The organism is Asticcacaulis aquaticus, assembly GCF_028550415.1.
GTDB classification, from domain to species: Bacteria; Pseudomonadota; Alphaproteobacteria; order Caulobacterales; family Caulobacteraceae; genus Asticcacaulis; species Asticcacaulis aquaticus.
In genome coordinates this window covers 163,812-181,512 of record NZ_JAQQKX010000005.1, presented here as the reverse complement: position 1 = coordinate 181,512, position 17,701 = coordinate 163,812, and the positions used below count along the sequence as shown (strand labels likewise).

Below are 17,701 nucleotides of genomic sequence, written 5' to 3'. Positions count from 1 at the left end.
GAGGTACTCGATGTCCAATCAGGAACCGATCAACACCTTCTCGTCGCGCATCGCCGTGCTGCCGGAAGCCAATATCGACACCGACCAGATCATCCCCGCGCGCTTCCTGACCACGACCACCAAGGCCGGTCTGGGTGACGTGGCGTTCAACGACTGGCGCTACAATGCCGACGGCTCGAAGAAGGCCGATTTCATCCTCAATACCATCGATGCCAGCGAACACCGCGTGCTGGTCGGGGGCGACAATTTCGGCTGCGGCTCGTCGCGCGAACACGCGCCGTGGGCCCTGACCGATTTCGGTTTCAAGGCGGTGATCTCGACCAATATCGCCGACATCTTCAAGTCGAACTCGCTCAAGAACGGCCTGCTGCCGATCGTGGTAACGCCAGAGATTCACGAAAAGCTGCTCAAGAACCCACAGCAGCGCGTGACCATCGACCTCGAAGCCAACAGCCTGACGCTGGAAGACGGCACCGTCTTCACCTTCGCCATCGAAGCCTTCGCGCGCCAGTGCCTGCTGGAGGGCGTCGACGCCATGGGCTGGATTCTGAACCGCCTGCCCTCCATCGAATCCTACGAACAAAAAACCGGAAAGGCCGCTTGAATTCAAAATCTTCGGCCTTGAATTCAATTTTTTAATGGTCGCGCTTTTGAGTCCAAAAAGTGCGTCCCACTTTTTGGAAAGCGCTTAAGATGGCTCAATTCAACATCGTCGTTCTGCCGGGTGACGGCATCGGTCCCGAAGTCGCCGCCGCAGGGGTCGAGGCCCTGAAAGCCATCGGTGACGTCTATGGCCACACGTTCAATTTCGAAGAAAAGCTGATCGGCGGCATCGCCATCGACGAGCGCAACGATCCCTACCCCGCCGACACCGACGCCGCCTGTTTGGCCGCCGATGCCGTGCTGCTGGGGGCGGTCGGCGGGCCGAAGTGGGACCTGCAACCCAAGCGCCCGGAACAGGGCCTGCTGGCGGTACGCAAGTCGCTCGGTCTGTTCGCCAATCTGCGCCCAATGGACGTCGCCCCGTCGCAGGCTTTCCGGTCGCCGCTGAAAGAAGACATCGTGTCGGGCGCCGACATGCTGATCGTGCGCGAACTGACCGGCGGTCTCTATTTCGGCAAGCAGACCCGCACCGAAACCCAAGCGACCGACGAATGCCTGTACACCGTCGCCGAGGTCGAACGCGTCGCCCGCGTGGCGTTCGAGGCCGCCCGCAAGCGCCGCAACAAGGTGACCTCGGTCGATAAGGCCAATGTCATCGAGACCTCGCGTCTGTGGCGCGAAACGATCATCAAGCTGCACAAGGCTGAATATTCGGACGTCGAGCTGGAACATGCCCTCGTCGACTCGATGGCCATGCACCTCGTCACGCGTCCGAAGTCGTTCGACGTGATTGTCACCGAGAACATGTTCGGTGACATCCTGTCCGACCTCGCCTCGGTCCTGCCGGGCTCGATCGGCCTTCTGGGCTCGGCGTCGCTGGGTGCCACCGGCAAAGGGTTGTACGAACCGATCCACGGCTCGGCCCCGGACATCGCCGGTAAAGACCTCGCCAACCCCATCGGCACGCTGAAGTCGGTATCGATGCTTCTGCGCTTCTCGCTGAACCTGGGCAAAGAAGCCGACGCGCTCGACGCCGCTATCGAAGCCGTTATCGCGGCAGGCCAACTGACCAAGGATTTGGGCGGCACGCTGCCCGGTTCAGAAGTCACCAAGGCCATCGTAGCGCAAATCCGTGCCGGGGCTTCGGTCGCGGCCTAAGCGGTACGACAGAGCAAACAAAAACCCCGCCGGATCGCTCCGGCGGGGTTTTTTATTTCAATACGTCCTGTAACACCGCCTCATCCAACCCGTCGACCTCGATCTGCTTGAGGCGCGATGTATCGCCCGTCATCAGCGTCAACCGTGACTTCGGCACCTTCAACCGCTTGGCGAGATAGTCGATCAACGCCGCATTGGCCCGGCCTTCGATGGGCGGCGCCGTAACGCGCACCTTGAGAAACGCCCGCCCCTGCGCGTCCACGTCCCAGCCGTCGATGCGATCTGACGCCGCCTTGGGCGTCAGACGAATGACCAGTCTAGCCAATGAGTTGCGCCAGATTGGGCGCCACCACCGTATAGAGCAGATATTGCAGACCGCGGATCAGGATCAGCACGAAGATCGGGCTGATATCGACGCCGCCGAGCGTCGGAATGACCCGGCGGAAAGGCTCCAAAATCGGATAGGTCATGCGCTCCAGCGTCTCGATGATGCGCCAGATCGCCGGGTTGCGCGTATTGATCACATTGAACGCCACCAGCCAGCTCAGGACCGCGCTGATGATGATCAGCCACCAGGCCACCGACAGAATGCCGCCCAGAATGATTACGATAAAGCCCGACATGGACACCCCTTGTAAAATGACGCCTTACAGGCTTGTTGTGAATATAATGACCTGAATAGGATTAACAAGTTAAAGCCGTCTTGACACCTGTGGGCGTTTGATTAAAACACCCTCACCGTGAAATGGGGCTATAGCTCAGTTGGTAGAGCGCCTCGTTCGCAATGAGGAGGCCAGCGGTTCGAATCCGCTTAGCTCCACCATTTCACCGTATAAATCAACGGCTTACCGGGTCTTCGGGAGGCCGTTTTTTTATGTCCGCATCATTTGCGCGCGACTTGCGCGCACAACCATCCTTTCTATGGTTTGCACTCGAAGCTTGACCGGCTCCCACGCGCAGGTCAGGCGACGTAGCAATTTATACATTTCCACAGCCTTTAAAGCCTGCAACGCCGGAATCTGAAAATTCCGGGGTATGCACGGGGATTTCCTTACCTTTCTTACCTTGCTGATTTTGTTGAGCAATTCACCAAACATCAGTCTTACATTTGCCTAACCAAGTGAGACTTACCAAATCACACCTTTGGAGTAATAAATATACTTAAAAATCAATATATTACTAAAGTTGCTAGGTCGATGTAAGCGCAGGTAAGGCGGCGAGAACTTAAGCTATCTCTATGATTTTGTTTTAATATTTCTCAATTCGGATACCAAAAATTGGAGGTAAGGAATTCCCCGACCACGCCCCCGTTCCGTCGGTACGTTTCGATCAAAAAGTGAAAGCTAACTCAAGACACGGGGGCAACCCGAATCTGCGTCTTTTTGCGTCCGCAACTCCGACGCCCGGCCCCTCGCAATTCAAAGACGCTGTATAGCCTTGCGACGCATCCAGTTGGCCGGATTTGCGTCTAAATCGACCCAAAAAGCGCGCGGGCGAGGCGCGGGGACGAGCGCGGCGCGCGGGGTCTGGATGGCCCGGTCGGCCTCGCTGGTCGCACTTCGAGGGGGCGGCATGCGAAAGCCCCGGCAGGGGCCTGCCGGGGCTCGTGGTTGGTGCTGCCGTGGTCAGTTGCTGATGATCAGCTCGCCCGCCTTCTGGCCGTTGGACCGCTGGCTGACGCTATAGGTCACGTCGACCGCTTCCATCTGGAAGCCCGCGAAGATCCGGCGCACTTCAGGGTAATCATTGAGCGACAAGATGAACCGACCTTTGATCACGCGCAGCTGCTCCGCCATCAGCTCGAACTGCTCGCGCCCGAACAGATCCCGGCCATAGTCTCCCTCGCAGCCGTAATATGGCGGGTCGAGATAGAACAGCATGCCCGGCTGATCATAGCGCCTGATGAAATCCGACCAGGGCAAGCGCTCGATGACTACGCCCGACAGCCGTTCATGCAGCGCCTCAAGCTCTGGCCCCAGCTTCGTGACATCGAAGCGCGCAGGTCGCCCATTGCTGACACCGAAGTTACGGCCTGTCACCTTCCCCCCGAAGGCCAGCCGCTGCAGATAGAGGAATCGCGCGGCCCTCTGCAGGTCGGTCAAGGTCGCCGGATCTGTGGCCATCAGCCGTTCGAAACCGGCACGGCTGGTGACCTGCCAGCGCAGCACGTCCATGAACGCCACATAGTGATGCTGCAATATCCTGAAAAACGTTGAGACGTCTTCTGACCAGTCGTTGATGACCTCCGCCTTTGGCCGTCGATCGCGGCGCAGGAACACGCCACCCATGCCGATGAACACCTCGGCATAGCCGTCATGGGGCACGGCATTGATCCGCGCGATAAGGCGCTTGGCGAGGTTCTTTTTGCCGCCAAAATACGGGGCGACAGGGCGCACCGGCAAAACCGGGGATAGATTATCCATTGATTTGATATCCGCTTATTTGTTCGCTAATTGTTCCACGCTTGCCAGAGCAGTGGGGCAGCGATCTAAGCGATCGTGAGTAAGGCTTAGGCCTTCGCCCCCGCTGGCTTGGGCCGCGGTTCGAACACGACGATCTCGCGCCCGGCAAATCGATTGATCGCCGATCGGAACTTGCGCTGCAGCGGCACGATCTCATTCTCGAAAAAGATATCGCTGGCCTTTTCGACGTCACCAAAGCCCCCGGCATTGGCGGGCACCACGCCCATCAGCTGCGGCGGCGTCCGCCAACCGGCGAGAATGTCATCACGTGAAGTGTTTTTGATGCCAAGAAATTCGTCCTTGGCCGCCACCTCGGAGATCGGCAGGATTTGAACGCCCTTATCCTTGCCCTTCGGGCTATGGATGAACATGTTTTTGAAATTGCCGACGCCCTTGGCGTCCTTCATCGACTGCTCGATGGCGTCGATAGAGGTGTCGTCGATGCCTTCGTCGTTGATATAGAGGATGAACCCCGCGTGGGCGCCATTGAGGTAGTAGCGCCGACGGAACAGAGTCGCAGCCTCATTCAGCAGCATCGACTGAAACGCCGACAGATATTCCGGCAGCCCATAGATCTCCTGCGCGGTGTCGTATTGCCTGAGGTGGAGCACCCGGCCCGCGGCGTATTCATGTTCCTGCCACTTGTCGTCGATCCACCAGTACGAGCCCGCCGTCAGGCCGACGCGGGTATTTTGCGCCAGACTGGGCTCCAGCTGCGCCACCGCCCCGCTTCGGCTCAGAATGGCCTCCAGATAGGCATTACCCTGGACAAGGTAGTCCAGCACGAACCGCTCGAAAGCTTCGGCGCTCAACACTGGGTGTTCGACGAAGTATTTCACCAGCAGATTGACCTTAAGTGCGATCGCCGACCGATGGTGCGGCGACAGGTTCATGGCCTTTGACAGCGTTCGCGGATTGACCGGCGGCTCGTAATACCGGCCATTGTGCCAGACCTCGATCAGGTTGAGGAACCGGCCTCCGTCCAGCACGGGCTCGGCATCGCCGAACGCAAAGGCGCGGATCTTGTTGCCGGTGCTCCTGGCCTCGGTCGTGACGGCCACAGGTACGGTTTGGGTCATGATGAGATACTCACTCTCGTTTTCTTGCCCGACTCGCCGTCGGTATTTTCAAGCGGCTCGCAGAACAGCGCATGCAAAAGCGCCCACGCCAGATCGCCGTGGCCCGTCTCGGCTGACCGCCGCGCCACATAGGTCAGCTGTTTGCCGCCCTTGGTCTGTTCAGGATGGATCGACATCAGCGCCGCGGCGATATCGATATGGGTGCCCTGATCCATTTCGATCCGGCGGTTGCGGAAGACATTCTGGCCTTTCAAAACCATCTGCATCTTGACCATCGGCGAATAGGCGATCGCCCGCGCGGTCGGAAAGAACTTGAGCACCAGCTGGTAAACCGCGCTGCCCATGCCGGTCACGTCGATCGCGATCTCGGTCACGCGATAGATCTCGGTCAGCTTGCGGATCTCCGCCGCCTGTTGCTGGAAATCGAGCCCGCGCCACTGGATGCGGTCAAGCACCCTGAACTTCGATTTCTTGTCGCGCGGCGCGGCCAGTACGACCAAGGCAGCATTATCGCCCTCCTCGCTCTCTTGCGGATCGTAGCCCAGCCAGACTTCACCGGCATAGGGATGGACTGCATAGGGCTCGAAATCCTTCCACCTTTCCCAACTATCGACCATACAGGGCCGCAGAAGGCGCAGCGGAAAAGCGCTTTTGGCGTCATCGACGAACTGACACAGGAACAGGCGCTCGAACTGCTCAATCGAATATTTGAGCTTGAGCTTGTCGAGGTCGAACAGGTTGCAGCCGCCCAGCAGCGCATCCTCGATCGTGACGATGTGGCGCCAGACGCCGTCCGGCCCGAGGAATCCGTCTTTCAGCCTCTCGTGGCTGATATCGACCTTGACGCGGTCGGCCTTGGCGCGGCCTTCGTTGTACCGCTCGCCCGACCACAGCGGATAGGCCTGATGGCCGATCGTCGACGGCGTCGAGAAATAGGTGACGCGGTAAAACTTCTGCGACGCCATGGCCGATGCCACGGTGTCGATGTCTTCGAAGCCGTGAATCCAGAAGAATTCGTCGATATAGACGTCGCCGTGGTATCCCTGCGCGGTCTTGTAGTTGGTGCCCAGAAACGTGAGCTCGAACGGCGGCAGCGGATTGCCGTCTTCATCGTCGCCGCGATCAACGCGGATCGGATCGCCGGTCAGGATGATGCCGGTGGCCTGAAACACGAAGTCGACGATATAGCGGCGGAAGATATTGGCCTGGGCGCGGCTGGCCGAAATGAAGATTTGGTTATTGCCCGTCTCGATGCCCCGGATCAGCGCCTCGCGCGCAAAATAGTAGGTCGCGCCGATCTGACGACTCTTGAGGATAGCGCGCGTCGAAAACGCCGTCGAATTCTTCCACGTCAGCTGGTAGTCGAACAGGCCCTCGTCGAATTTCGCGATCAGCTTGGCCTGATCCTCAGGCCCGATCAGATTCTGACGCGCCTGTTTCTTCGGGCCTTTGTTGCGATTGGCGATATTGGGGTTCAGGTCGGCGCTGTTGCCGCCGGGTTTGCGGAACTTGTCGATCCGCGCCATGCGCTCCAGCTGGCGGCCCAGCACGTCGATATCGCGCACGTCCGACGGCGAATATTCAGGCTTCATGACTAGGCGCATGTATTGCACGTAGGTGCATTCATTGGCCCGCGTGATCGGTTCGGCCTCGTCCCACTTCTGCCGCGCTTTCCAGCTCTTGACGGTCGATTCCGGGGTCGCCAGCGCCTTGGCGATCTCCGGCACCCGCCATCCCATCCAGTACATGACGCGCGCCTGCGCTTCGGCGTCGAACGGCACGCCGGGCAGCGAAAAGTTGGCCGCGGGGATGAGAAACTCGGACATGTCCGGACGATACGGCCCACCCACTCGCGCGCGTGAGACGCCGCCCCCGTCAGCACGGTCCTGACGGGTTGCGACGGTTGCCCTCAGCCACGCGCCTGCGCGTCAATGGCGATCATTTTGCCGCCCGACCTCATCAGGAGCCGCCATATGGCCAAAGCCAAGAAATTCCGCGTAGCCGTTGCCGGTGACACCATTGACGGTCGTGTTATCGAACCGCAGTGGCTGCGCGACGCCGTTGACACCTTCAACCCCTCGACCTATGGCGTCCGTGTCAATGTCGAACACATTCGCGGCCTGAGCGGCGATAAGCCGTTTGGCATGGTCGGCGATGTCATCGGCCTGTCGGTACAGGACGACGACATAGTCATCGACGGCAAGACGGAAAAGCGCACCGCCCTATATGCCGAGATCAGGCCGAACGAGCGCGCCCTTGAGCTGAACAAGTCGGATCAGAAGGTCTTCACCTCGATCGAGCTTCGCGAAAACTTCGCGGGTACGGGCAAAATCGGCCTGCTCGGGATCGCGGTCACGGACACTCCGGCCTCGATCGCTACCCACCGTCTGGAATTTTCCAAGGTCCATCAGACGATCATCGTGCCCGGCAAGGCTGGTCAGGAAATCGCCTTCAAGTTCGACGTCGATGCGCCGAGCGAAAACCAGACCCTTCTGGCCTCGACCCTGTCAATCCTGAAGGACGCCGTCACGGCCCTGACCGGTACCAAACCCGAGGCGCCCGCCGCTCCTGTCATCGCCCCTGCGGCACCCGCCGCCACCGACGACAAATTCGCCGCGGCCCTGACCGCCGTCACCGGCGTCATCGAAGCCCAGGCCAAGGCTACAGCGGAGCAGTTCACCAGCCTGACGAACCTGTTCGAGACCCAGCAGCGTGAATTCACCGCGTTGAAGACGAAGTTCGAAACTGAACCCGCCCCGCAACAGTTCAACCGCGCGCCGATTTCCGGCGGCGGGGACAAAGACAACGCTTTCGTTTTTTAACCAGATCCGGAGTTTAAAGCCCCATGCGCAACGACACCCGCGCTCGTTACAACCAGTACGTGGCAGCCGTCGCGCTCGCCAATGCGATCGCGTTCGCAGATGCGGCCAAAAGCTTCGTCGCGGCCCCCACGGTCGAGCAGGTACTGTACAAGAAAGTTCAGGATACTTCTGAGTTTCTGAAAAAAATCAACATGCCGATGGTTCGCGATCTCGCGGGCGAAATTATCGGCATGGGCATCTCCGGCACCATTGCGGGCCGGGTCAATGTCGCGACCACGGATCGCCTTGGTTCTGATCCATCGAATCTCGAAGACCGCGCTTATCTGTGCAAAAGCACGGACTTCGACGTATCGATTCCGTGGGCCAAGCTGGACCAGTGGTCCAAGTTCCCGAACTTCTTTGCACTTTGGGCCGCGCTGGTGGCCGAACGTATCGCGCACGACATGATCATGATCGGCTGGAACGGTACGTCCGCCGCTACGGCTACCGATCGCAATGCCAACCCGCTGTTGCAGGACGTCAATATCGGCTGGCTGCAAAAGCAGCGTACCGAAAACGCGGGCCGCACGCTCACTCAGGTCGGCGGCACCGGCAAGATCACCTATGGCCATGTCGATGCCAACTATATCAACCTCGACGCGTTGGTGTATGACATGGTCAACACCCTGCTGCCCCCATGGGCGGCGGATGACACCGGCCTTGTCGCCATCGTCGGTCGCTCGCTGCTCCACGATAAGTATTTCCCGCTGATCAACAAAGAGCAGGACGCGCAAAACACTCTGGCCACCGACATCATCATGTCGTCGAAACGCCTGGGTGGCCTGCCCGCCGTGCGGGTACCGCACTTCCCCGACGGCAAAATCTTCGTGACGCGTTACGACAACCTCTCAATCTACATCCAAGATCAGTCCACGCGCCGGAAGATCGACGACAACCACAAGCGCAAGCGCGTCGAAGACTACAATTCTGCCAACCATGCCTATGTGATCGAAGATCTCGAATTCGCCTGTCTGGCCGAAAATATCGAGGAGTTCGAGGAAGAATAATCGTCTTCCCGCCTCCGAACAAAGCAAGGCGGGCCTGACCATATCCGGCCCGCCTTTTTCAAAGTGAGATCATCCATGAAGAAGCGCCTTTCTCCCTGTCAAATTCACGTGGCCATGCACCTGGCCAAAACCGCCATTGACGCCGCGCCGGTCCTGACCGTCGCTGCCGCCCGTCCGGTCGAGCCCGACACCTCGCCCTACGCCCTCCTGCGCGCGCAGCTGGGCGAGCACCTGCGCGAGCTGTCCGACACGGCCTCGATCGAGGCGCGTCAGGAGAAAAAGCGGGAATGGATGCCGATCTATGCCGACCACGTCGATACCGTCATCCTGACATCCGAGGAGACGGATAAGGCGCTTCAGGACGATATCGTCTCGTGGATGGCGGTCTGGGCCTTCGATATCGCGACCATCGATCCCGAGTTCTACCCGCGCGCCTTCGAACTGGCCGACTACATTCTGAAATTCGGCCTGACGGTGCCCGACCGCTTCAACCGCGCCCCCGCCGCCCTGTTCGCCGAATTCGTCGCCGATGATGGTCAGAATAAACTCGGTTCCGCGCCGGCGGATGGCCCGGCACCGTTCAGTATCGACACGGTACGCCGCGCGCTGGGTCTGATCGAGGGCCGCACCGATGCGGTCGATATCATCCCGGCCAAGCTGCACAAGCTGGCCGGTAAGCTGTTCGTCCGGCTGGCCGCCGCTATCGACGCAGGCACCGAACAAGGCCCCGCCGGTGGCGCCAAGGCCGCGCGCACCCAAGCCCTGAAACACTTCCACCGGGCCTATCAGCTCGATAACAAGATTGGCGTCAAAAAGGACATCGAAACGATCGAACGTGTCCTCAAAAAGACGCCTGAATAGGTCGCCCCGCGACGCCGAGGGGGGCAGAAAGATAAACCGCCTGGAATGATCTCCCCAGTCCGGTTTTACCTTTTTCCACCCCCCTCACCTTTTTCTCCGGAGGCCCAATGTCCGATCTGATCTCGATCCCTCCTGAAGATGCCTCGCCCGGCAACTCTGTCGTGACCGCCGGGCCATTCTGGCCGGACATCGATATCAACGACTTCCGCGAATCCTTCCGCGTCGCCGGGCCTGAAATCACCCATGCCCGTCTCGTCCTGGCGCTGCGCGGCGCGCTGCTGTCGCTGCGCTCTGAAACGATCGAATGGAAGGCGGCTCAGGTCGCCGCCGGATATGCCACCCTGGCCGCTATCCCTGCCGACGAGATCGACGGCGAAAGCGTCAATATCCATTTGTATCGCCGGGCGATCTACGCCTTCGCCGCCGCCGACCTGCTCGAAAACCATCGCGATACGACCGCCACCGGCGCGGGCTTGGGCCGGATCGAAGAGTCTCAGCCGACCGCCGGTGACCACAAACGCAACGCCACCCACGCAATCCGCGACCTCAAAGGCAAGCGCCGCGTTAAGTCGGCGCTCATCTGATGGCCTCGACCTTCACCGCCGCCGCGCATAAAAACGAGACCCTCGACGCTCTGGTCTGGCGCGTCCTGAAACGCGGTTCGCCGGTCGTCGAACAGGTGCTGCAGATCAACCGCGATATCGCCTCGATCGCTACGGCCTTGCCCGAAGGCCAGATCGTGACCCTGCCGGTGCTCAAGGTCGAAACCGTCAAGACGACTGAAATCGTCCAGCTTTGGGATTAAGCCCGTGAAAAAACCCGACCTCCTCCGCGCCGCTATCGTCGCCCGTAACCCTGACCTTAAGAATAACCCGGAAAAGCTGGCCGTCTTCATCCGCTCAGGCAGCGTATCGGCGCGCTATTCGACCGAGGCCAAGGGCTACCAGTACAGCTACCCCCTGACCATCCATGTGCGCGACTTCGCGGGCAGCGTCGATCACATCGTCATGCCGGTCCTGCTGTGGGTTCGGGATCATCAGCCGGATCTGCTGCTCAACCACACCTCCGCCGAACAGGTGCTCAACCTGTCGGTCGATTTCCTCGACGCCAAAACCGTCGATATCGACCTGACCCTGAACCTGACCGAGTCGACGACGATCATCGAAAAGCCCGGCGGCGCGTTCGACCTTAAGGCCGTACCGGAACCGCCGATCGCGGGCACCGACACCTTTGCCGGTGTCCCGCCAATGACGGCACTGGATTTCCTCGCCTCACTTGAGGCCCAGCCGGACGCCGACAATGGCTAGGGAGTTGGCGGCGATCGAGGACATGGAAGGCATCGTCAACGGCCTGCTGGTCGGCCTGTCGCCGTCCGGCCGCGCCGTCCTCATGCGCAAGGTGGCGCGGGACTGGCGCAAGTCCCAGAGCGCGCGGATTCGGGCGCAGAAGAACCCCGACGGCTCGACCTATGAAAAGCGCAAGCCGCTGAAAGACGGCTATGAGCCCCTGAAAAACGGGGCGATGTTCAGAAAGCTTCGCCTGGTCAAATATCTGAAATCAGGGGCCAGTGCGAATGAGGCCTGGGTCGGCTTCGTCGGGCGCGTGGCTGCCATCGCCCGCGTTCACCAATACGGCCTCAAAGACCGCGTTGTCCGGCTGAAAGGCGCGCCCGAGGTCCAATATCCTGAGCGCGTCCTGCTGGGTCTGGCTGACGATGAACGCGAGGATCTGCTCGACCTGGTCATGTCGCATCTGGACGCTAAAAGCGGGTGATAACCATCACGGCCAGCAGCACGACGGCCCCGACCACCATAAACCACGAATGACGCTCGCGGTGCAGCGCCTTGAACAGGCTGTCCTTGATCAGCTTCATTCCGGCCTCCCTTTGCGCGATCGCCAGGCGCTGAGGATCTCCGGCGCCACCTGATGGATCGTCTCGACGATCAGTAGCCCCAATAGCCCGCACAGCCAGCCCGCAAGGCCCAGCGTGTGATCGCCATTGAGCCCCAGCGCCGTCAACCATTTGGCCACCAGTGGCGACACATAGATCGCCGACACCGAGCCGACCACCACCTTGCGCGCCGCGCGCTTGGGGTCTTTGAAATCGAAGGCGGCGGACGCCACCGCTCCGGAGATACCGGCGATGACAACGAAGAGCGGTACGCCCTCAGGCAAAAATTTCAAGACAGGCTCCCCTAATAAATACGTTCGATCGCGATAACGAGGCCGTACTGCGCGGACCCGGTGACCGCGTCCCACAAAAATTCGTAAGTGATGTTAGAGTCGGGACCACAATAGAGCATGAACGAGTCCTGGGCATATCCGCCCGTTGCACCGACCAGAGCGGAACTGTGGGTTTGAATGCCGGTCGTGTTATTCGACTTGACCTTGAGCTGATACGTACCGCCCGTGCCCGCGATTTGCGTGAAGAAATAATAACTTACGCGATACATGCCCGCGATTTGCGGGACGCACATAATGGTTTCCGGAAGCGGCCCCGATTGACCCAGGGCATGGATACCGCCGGGCTCGAGCCGGGGAAAATCACCATTGACCAGGTTGGGCAGCGAGGGGAACATGACACGTCCACCGTTCGTTTCAGCGACGCACGACAATGCGTTTGGCCGCGCCAAAACGTCAGGGGTGCCCCAGTTCTCGCAGGGAATGGCGTTGTTACCGAATTCGACCCCGTAGAAATAGTTCGATGCGGGCCACACGGCGTTGCCCGTGTAATCAAAAACGATGTTCGGCGACGTGATGCCCGCGTTGAGAAACTGCACATCATCAAACCGCATATTGTCGCAGTTTCGCAGCCGGATGCCGATGCCTCGCGCGGTTTGAAAGCAGATGACGAGGTTGATGTAGCGCGAAAAACAGAAATTCGTGGACATCGTGCCGTCACACAGCACGCCCTCCGCATCCGCCACATTGGCCAGCAGGATATGGCAATTCTCAAAGACGTTGCGCAGCGAATCGACATTGAGCAGGGATGGGGTGAAGCCCCCGGCATTGGCATATGCCATACCGTGGTGGCCCCGAACTCGGGCACGCAGGACGATGAAGTTGCGGCAATATCCGAACTGCGCACTGGTCATGTGAAGCCCGTAATCAGCGGCTTCGTTAGCGTCCGCGATCAGGTCGATAAAACCCCAGCCCTGAAGCGGCCCGGCGATCTTGAACACTGATCCACCGGCACCGGTGCGCCTGACCGTGGTGCATTTTCCCGAGGGGTAATTTACCCACGTCGTTCCGGCAAAATTCGGCGTACCAGAACCGACAAAAGTTATGCCTTGCACCGTCGACGGCATAGTGGAGGTGCCGTTACCGATCGTGATTTCAGCCGAGGTCAGATATGTTCCCGTGGACAGGTGAATTTGCGGGACGTTGGCAAAGGCCGCCCAGGCTACCGCCGCATTGAAGGCCGAAAGATTATCCGTCGAATTGTCGGCCTTGGCGCCGAACCAATCGGCGTGAATGACGCCCGGATGCGGCGCAAGTCGCTTATACGCCCCGGACGCACCCGTCAGGTCGAAGGACGGTGCGACCCAGATCGCGCTTGTCGTATCGGCGGTAACGTTGGCGCTTTGGTTCCCGGGCGTCCATGCAAAGGTGCCGCCGTAACCATCGTTGACCGCCGCGCGACCAGCGATAACGACCGCATCAACAGCGACCGCAGCGACAGTTGGCCGTAGCGCGCGCGCGGCCGCCAGCGTGGCCGCGTACTTGGCGATGCCGGGCGACTGGATGGGCACAAGGAAAGACGCTACACGCGAGGCCCGATTGAAATTGACAACCTCGCCGATCAGATTTCCGGCGTCGTCATAAGACCGGATGCTGAGGTTCGTACCCGCCGATGCGCCCGTCTCAGCTTCACTGGTTGCCACGGTGGCCCACCGCTTATTACCGTAGCGTTGGTGTTCATCTCGGCTTTCGAAACCGGGCGCCGTGTTACGAAAGGTGAATACCGATGCGGTTCCATCGATTACCCCCGAGGATCGTCCCTCAATACGCAGAGCATCGGCAAACACGGACAACGTGCCCGCCCCTGACGCACCGCCACCCCCGGAAGCGAGAATGCGCACGTCGAAATCATTCGGGACGGCCCCAGAATGGAAGTCGATGAAGGGTGTATTCGCTGTTCCAAGCGCGCCAACCTCTAGCCCCCCGCTGGCGGCGGTAATCGATACAAGGCTCGAAAAATCCTGCGCCCCTGACCACGAATTCGTGCCATTCAGTAGCGGGACCTTAGCCCCCGACGTCCCGATCGCGGCCAGCGCCGCCGACCCCAGCCCCAGATTGGCTTGGCCATTGGTCTTGTGCTCCGCGCTCAGCCCCTGCTCAGCGGTGTCGGTCCTCAACCGGTTGCCCAGTGCGGTGGCCATGGTCGCGGCAAAATTCGGATCATTATTGATGGCCGCCGCCAACTTATTGAAGCGGTCAAGCGTGTCCGGCGCGCCGTTGATCAGGGTAGAGGCCAGCGCCTGCGCGAACGCCGTCGTGGCGACCTGCGTCGTATTGGTGCCGGGCGCGGCGGTCGGCGCGGTCGGCAGTCCGGTCAGGGCCGGATTGTTCAGAGGGGCCTTTGTGGCGATCAGGTTGGTGACGGTCGTGGCAAAGTTCGGATCGTTGCCCAGAGCTCCGGCCAGCTCATTCAGCGTATCGAGTGCGCCCGGCGCGGCATTGATCAGGGCCTCGACGACAAGCTTGACGAAGGCCGTTGTAGCGATCCGCGCGCTGTTGTCATTCGTCGCAGGCGTCTCAGCGGTGCTGAATCCGGTCAAGGCCGCATCGTGTTTCGCCGCGGGCACAAAGCCGAGCGCACCTGAGATATGAGAAGAATTGATCGGAATACCGGCCATAGTATCGTGCCACCGTACTGACATAGCCCTGACAGTCGGGCCTCCGCCGCACGTTCCGCACACGCTCCCGCGCGCGCCATAAGACGGCCCCGTCAGCACGGCCCTGACGGACGCGCGCGCTCGTCCCCGCGCGAAGACAGCGCGCAAATGGCCGCATGTCCGACGCCGCCGCCTCCAATGCCATCGACCTGTCGCTGCTGCCCGCGCCCGCCTTCGCCGGGACGCTGAGCTATGACGACATCTATGCCGAGATGAAGGCCGAAGCGGTGCTCAAAATCCCGGAGGTCGATTTCAACATCGAGTCCGACCCGTCGGTGAAGCTACTGCGCCTGTTCGCCTGGTTCAGGATGATTGATCGTCAGCAATCGAACGATGACGCCAAGGCGGTTACCGTCGCCTACGCCACCGGCGCGGCGCTTGACCACCTCGCGGCCCTGTTTCGCGTGGCGCGCCTGGACGGCGAAACCGACGATGCCTTCCGTGAACGCATCGTCCTGGCCCCCGACGGTTATTCGACCGCCGGACCCGAAGCGGCCTATATCTATCATGCGCGCTCGGCCTCGCCACTCATCAAGGACGCCACCGCCATTTCGCCGGAGCCGGGTCAGGTCGTGGTCACGGTCCTCGCCACCACCACGCCCGGCACCGTGACCGAAGAGACGCGCCTACTGGTCGAAGCCGCCGTCAATGCCAAATCCGTCAGGCCCCTGACCGATCAGGTAACGGTGCAGTCGGCGGAAATCATCCCTTATGCCATCACCGCCGAACTGACCGCCTATCAGGGGCCGGACTCGACCGTGGTGCTGGAAACGGCGCGCGCTCAGGTCAAGGCCTATAAGGACGCGGAACGCCGCCTGGGCCGCAATGTGACCCTGAACGGCATTACCTCGGCCCTGCGCGCCGCCGGGGTCCACGACGTCAATCTGATCTCGCCCGTCGCCCCGATCGTAGTGTCGGGCACTCAGGCCGCCTACTGCGCCGACGACGATGTCTCCGTCATCATCGGAGGCTATGCCGAATGACGGACGCCCTGTCGCTGCTGCCACCGAACGCCAAAACCTTTGAGCGCGCGCTCGAATCCGCCATGCAGGCCTCGCCTCTGCCGCGGCCTATTCGCGCCCTGTGGTCGGCAGATGAGTGCCCCGTCGACCTTCTGCCGTGGCTGGCCTGGGGCCTGTCAGTCGAAAACTGGTCGCCCGCCTGGCCGGAATCGGTCAAACGCGCCCGCGTCCGCGATGCGATCTATATTCAGCAGATCAAGGGCACCCGTCAGGCCGTCGAAGACGTCATCGAACTGCTGGGGGGCGTGGTTGAACTGCGCGAATGGTTCGAAATGGACCCGCCTGGCGAACCCTACACCTTCGAGCTGGTAATTACATTTAGCGGCATCCCCGGCGTCGAATACACCGCCGAATACGCCCAATCCCTGATCGAAGAAGTCAACCGCACCAAGCCGTTGCGCTCGCACTTCACCTTCGTTCAGTCGGTCAAGGCCGATGGCCGCATCATCCTGCGCGCCGTGGCGCGCGCCGCCGGGCACAACCGCCTGACCGCCGACGCCGTCGCCCCGGCCCCCGCCTGGGTCTATCTCACTGCCCCGGAACCCGGCGGCGACTATCTCCTCAGCGGTATCGACTACCTCTTCGTGGTGCCCCAATGACCAATCTGACGCTCCGCATTACCTCAGCGGGTCTCGCCGCCCTGCCAGCGCCGGATGGCCTCGGCACCAATGCCGTGCGCATCACGCATTTCGGCGTGTCTGCAACCGCCGCGGCGAACAACGCCATCGTGATCCCAAACGAACTCAAGCGCCTTTCGACCGTGTCGGGTCAGGGCATCGGCACGAATCAGATCCACGTGGCGATGGTCGACTATTCGCCCGATGCCTATACCCTGCGCACCTTTGGTCTCTATCTGGCCGACGGCACCTTGTTTGCGATCTACACCCAGCCCGAAGCCATTTTTGAGAAGCTAGCGGGCGGGCTGATGATGATCAGTGCCGATATCGCCCTGACCGATATCGCGGCGACCTCGATCGAATTTTCCGGCACCCAGTTCAATAACCCGCCCGCGACCGAAACCACCCGCGGCGTCATCGAACTGGCCACCCAGGCCGAGGTGACCGACCACGTCGACGGCCTGCGGGCCATCACCCCCCTGACGCTGTGGGGTGCGGTGTCGGCTTGGGTCAATACGTGGCTAACCGGCTGGCTGACCAACAAGGACGTCTGGGGCAAAAACAACGACGGGGCGGGCTCGACGCTCGATGCGGATCTGCTCGATGGTCAGCAGGGCGCTTGGTACACCGATATTGCCGCCCGGCTTGGCTTCACCCCGGCCAACAAGGCAGGCGACGCCTTCTCCGGCGCAATTTCCGCCCCCAGCCTTACGGTCAGCGGCGCGCCGGTCTGGACGTCCGGCAATGACGGGGCGGGCTCGACGCTCGATGCGGATCTGCTCGACGGCTATCAGGGCGCGGCCTTTGCTCGTAAGTCCGAATTCACCGCGGTCGATCCGACCGGCAGCAGTCAGGTGCGCATCTACCCCGACGGCTGGATGTCGCAGACGGCCATAGGCTCGGTGACCTCTGGCGACGAAAACACACAGTTCATCACCTGGCCGGTGCCCTTCGTCAACGCGCCCAAGATCTACTCCGTATCGACGGTCATCCCGACCGCCGCCAACAGCATCGACGTCTTTTTCCAAGTGGTCGGCGAACCCACCCGCCTGGGCATCACCGTTCAGCGTCAACGCCCCTCTGGCGGTGCCGAAGGCTCGACCTATCCCCGCGTTACTGCCGAAGGGTACTGA

Annotated in this window: 19 protein-coding genes and 1 tRNA gene; 13 read left to right on the top strand and 7 right to left on the bottom strand. The window is 60.9% G+C overall.

Features of this window, described 5'->3' with window-relative positions:
- Positions 1 to 10: 10 nt before the first annotated feature.
- Together leuD and leuB are read left to right on the top strand one after the other, a co-directional pair.
- Positions 11 to 604, top strand: coding sequence for a 3-isopropylmalate dehydratase small subunit (gene leuD, locus PQU92_RS08385; RefSeq protein WP_272747765.1), 594 nt, complete (start codon positions 11 to 13; stop codon positions 602 to 604).
- Positions 605 to 693: 89 nt separating this feature from the next.
- Positions 694 to 1,761 (top strand): 3-isopropylmalate dehydrogenase, encoded by a 1,068-nt coding sequence (gene leuB / locus PQU92_RS08380; protein ID WP_272747764.1) that lies wholly within the window; start codon positions 694 to 696, stop codon positions 1,759 to 1,761.
- A 52-nt stretch (positions 1,762 to 1,813) separates the two neighbouring features.
- On the opposite strand, the gene PQU92_RS08375 is transcribed toward leuB, so the two are convergent.
- Together PQU92_RS08375 and PQU92_RS08370 are read right to left on the bottom strand one after the other, a co-directional pair.
- Positions 1,814 to 2,086 carry a DUF167 domain-containing protein gene (locus tag PQU92_RS08375; protein WP_272747763.1) on the bottom strand — a complete coding sequence of 91 codons (273 nt, stop codon included), beginning with the start codon at positions 2,084 to 2,086 and terminating at the stop codon, positions 1,814 to 1,816.
- Positions 2,079 to 2,384 (bottom strand): YggT family protein, encoded by a 306-nt coding sequence (locus PQU92_RS08370; RefSeq protein ID WP_272747762.1) that lies wholly within the window; start codon positions 2,382 to 2,384, stop codon positions 2,079 to 2,081. Before PQU92_RS08370 ends, PQU92_RS08375 begins: the two co-directional genes overlap by 8 nt.
- 124 nt (positions 2,385 to 2,508) lie before the next feature.
- Between PQU92_RS08370 and PQU92_RS08365 the strand changes: the two genes are divergently transcribed.
- Positions 2,509 to 2,584: transfer RNA gene (locus PQU92_RS08365), tRNA-Ala, on the top strand.
- Between the two features lie 802 nt (positions 2,585 to 3,386).
- Here the strand turns inward: PQU92_RS08365 and PQU92_RS08360 are convergent.
- The 3 genes from PQU92_RS08360 to PQU92_RS08350 form a co-directional block, all read right to left on the bottom strand.
- Complete coding sequence (locus PQU92_RS08360) at positions 3,387 to 4,184, bottom strand: DNA adenine methylase (RefSeq protein ID WP_272747761.1); 798 nt, start codon at positions 4,182 to 4,184, stop codon at positions 3,387 to 3,389.
- An 86-nt stretch (positions 4,185 to 4,270) separates the two neighbouring features.
- A complete protein-coding gene (locus PQU92_RS08355) occupies positions 4,271 to 5,302 on the bottom strand; it encodes a phage portal protein (RefSeq protein ID WP_272747760.1) in 1,032 nt (343 codons plus the stop codon).
- Positions 5,299 to 7,128, bottom strand: coding sequence for a terminase large subunit domain-containing protein (locus PQU92_RS08350; RefSeq protein WP_272747759.1), 1,830 nt, complete (start codon positions 7,126 to 7,128; stop codon positions 5,299 to 5,301). Before PQU92_RS08350 ends, PQU92_RS08355 begins: the two co-directional genes overlap by 4 nt.
- Before the next feature lie 147 nt (positions 7,129 to 7,275).
- Here PQU92_RS08350 and PQU92_RS08345 point away from each other — a divergent pair, with 147 nt between their 5' ends.
- From PQU92_RS08345 to PQU92_RS08315, 7 genes are all read left to right on the top strand, one after another.
- Positions 7,276 to 8,124 carry a GPO family capsid scaffolding protein gene (locus PQU92_RS08345; RefSeq protein ID WP_272747758.1) on the top strand — a complete coding sequence of 283 codons (849 nt, stop codon included), beginning with the start codon at positions 7,276 to 7,278 and terminating at the stop codon, positions 8,122 to 8,124.
- Between the two features lie 23 nt (positions 8,125 to 8,147).
- Positions 8,148 to 9,170: a phage major capsid protein, P2 family gene (locus PQU92_RS08340; protein WP_272747757.1), complete on the top strand. Its 1,023-nt coding sequence runs from the start codon at positions 8,148 to 8,150 to the stop codon at positions 9,168 to 9,170.
- 75 nt (positions 9,171 to 9,245) lie between these two features.
- Positions 9,246 to 10,031, top strand: a complete 786-nt coding sequence (gpM, locus tag PQU92_RS08335; RefSeq protein ID WP_272747756.1) for a phage terminase small subunit — start codon at positions 9,246 to 9,248, stop codon at positions 10,029 to 10,031.
- Positions 10,032 to 10,138: 107 nt separating this feature from the next.
- Complete coding sequence (locus PQU92_RS08330; RefSeq protein ID WP_272747755.1) at positions 10,139 to 10,615, top strand: head completion/stabilization protein; 477 nt, start codon at positions 10,139 to 10,141, stop codon at positions 10,613 to 10,615.
- On the top strand, positions 10,615 to 10,836 hold the full coding sequence (locus tag PQU92_RS08325; protein ID WP_272747754.1) for a tail protein X: 222 nt from the start codon (positions 10,615 to 10,617) through the stop codon (positions 10,834 to 10,836). The genes PQU92_RS08330 and PQU92_RS08325 overlap by 1 nt, the downstream gene beginning before the upstream one ends.
- 4 nt (positions 10,837 to 10,840) lie before the next feature.
- On the top strand, positions 10,841 to 11,338 hold the full coding sequence (locus PQU92_RS08320) for a phage tail protein (RefSeq protein WP_272747753.1): 498 nt from the start codon (positions 10,841 to 10,843) through the stop codon (positions 11,336 to 11,338).
- Complete coding sequence (locus PQU92_RS08315; protein WP_272747752.1) at positions 11,331 to 11,804, top strand: phage virion morphogenesis protein; 474 nt, start codon at positions 11,331 to 11,333, stop codon at positions 11,802 to 11,804. Before PQU92_RS08320 ends, PQU92_RS08315 begins: the two co-directional genes overlap by 8 nt.
- 96 nt (positions 11,805 to 11,900) lie before the next feature.
- On the opposite strand, the gene PQU92_RS08310 is transcribed toward PQU92_RS08315, so the two are convergent.
- Entirely contained in the window at positions 11,901 to 12,215 is a 315-nt protein-coding gene (locus PQU92_RS08310) for a hypothetical protein (protein WP_272747751.1), read from the bottom strand.
- Between the two features lie 11 nt (positions 12,216 to 12,226).
- Positions 12,227 to 14,890 carry a hypothetical protein gene (locus tag PQU92_RS08305; protein ID WP_272747750.1) on the bottom strand — a complete coding sequence of 888 codons (2,664 nt, stop codon included), beginning with the start codon at positions 14,888 to 14,890 and terminating at the stop codon, positions 12,227 to 12,229.
- 155 nt (positions 14,891 to 15,045) lie between these two features.
- Here PQU92_RS08305 and PQU92_RS08300 point away from each other — a divergent pair, with 155 nt between their 5' ends.
- Genes PQU92_RS08300 through PQU92_RS08290 form a run of 3 tightly spaced genes read left to right on the top strand, consistent with a single transcriptional unit; the run spans position 15,046 to position 17,701 of the window.
- A complete protein-coding gene (locus tag PQU92_RS08300; RefSeq protein WP_272747749.1) occupies positions 15,046 to 15,912 on the top strand; it encodes a baseplate assembly protein in 867 nt (288 codons plus the stop codon).
- The gene (locus PQU92_RS08295) at positions 15,909 to 16,550 is read left to right on the top strand and encodes a phage tail protein I (RefSeq protein WP_272747748.1); all 642 of its coding nucleotides are present in this window, start codon (positions 15,909 to 15,911) and stop codon (positions 16,548 to 16,550) included. Before PQU92_RS08300 ends, PQU92_RS08295 begins: the two co-directional genes overlap by 4 nt.
- Positions 16,547 to 17,701 carry a hypothetical protein gene (locus PQU92_RS08290; protein ID WP_272747747.1) on the top strand — a complete coding sequence of 385 codons (1,155 nt, stop codon included), beginning with the start codon at positions 16,547 to 16,549 and terminating at the stop codon, positions 17,699 to 17,701. Before PQU92_RS08295 ends, PQU92_RS08290 begins: the two co-directional genes overlap by 4 nt.

Bases quoted from the DNA above. Each gene is read 5' to 3' on its own strand.
- gpM (WP_272747756.1), top strand. From the start codon at position 9,246: ATGAAGAAGCGCCTTTCTCCCTGTCAAATTCACGTGGCCATGCACCTG.
- PQU92_RS08355 (WP_272747760.1), bottom strand. From the start codon at position 5,302: ATGACCCAAACCGTACCTGTGGCCGTCACGACCGAGGCCAGGAGCACC.
- PQU92_RS08345 (WP_272747758.1), top strand. From the start codon at position 7,276: ATGGCCAAAGCCAAGAAATTCCGCGTAGCCGTTGCCGGTGACACCATT.
- PQU92_RS08300 (WP_272747749.1), top strand. From the start codon at position 15,046: ATGTCCGACGCCGCCGCCTCCAATGCCATCGACCTGTCGCTGCTGCCC.
- PQU92_RS08350 (WP_272747759.1), bottom strand. From the start codon at position 7,128: ATGTCCGAGTTTCTCATCCCCGCGGCCAACTTTTCGCTGCCCGGCGTG.
- PQU92_RS08305 (WP_272747750.1), bottom strand. From the start codon at position 14,890: ATGGCCGGTATTCCGATCAATTCTTCTCATATCTCAGGTGCGCTCGGC.
- PQU92_RS08295 (WP_272747748.1), top strand. From the start codon at position 15,909: ATGACGGACGCCCTGTCGCTGCTGCCACCGAACGCCAAAACCTTTGAG.
- PQU92_RS08360 (WP_272747761.1), bottom strand. From the start codon at position 4,184: ATGGATAATCTATCCCCGGTTTTGCCGGTGCGCCCTGTCGCCCCGTAT.
- leuB (WP_272747764.1), top strand. From the start codon at position 694: ATGGCTCAATTCAACATCGTCGTTCTGCCGGGTGACGGCATCGGTCCC.
- leuD (WP_272747765.1), top strand. From the start codon at position 11: ATGTCCAATCAGGAACCGATCAACACCTTCTCGTCGCGCATCGCCGTG.
- PQU92_RS08330 (WP_272747755.1), top strand. From the start codon at position 10,139: ATGTCCGATCTGATCTCGATCCCTCCTGAAGATGCCTCGCCCGGCAAC.
- PQU92_RS08290 (WP_272747747.1), top strand. From the start codon at position 16,547: ATGACCAATCTGACGCTCCGCATTACCTCAGCGGGTCTCGCCGCCCTG.
- PQU92_RS08315 (WP_272747752.1), top strand. From the start codon at position 11,331: ATGGCTAGGGAGTTGGCGGCGATCGAGGACATGGAAGGCATCGTCAAC.
- PQU92_RS08370 (WP_272747762.1), bottom strand. From the start codon at position 2,384: ATGTCGGGCTTTATCGTAATCATTCTGGGCGGCATTCTGTCGGTGGCC.
- PQU92_RS08325 (WP_272747754.1), top strand. From the start codon at position 10,615: ATGGCCTCGACCTTCACCGCCGCCGCGCATAAAAACGAGACCCTCGAC.
- PQU92_RS08340 (WP_272747757.1), top strand. From the start codon at position 8,148: ATGCGCAACGACACCCGCGCTCGTTACAACCAGTACGTGGCAGCCGTC.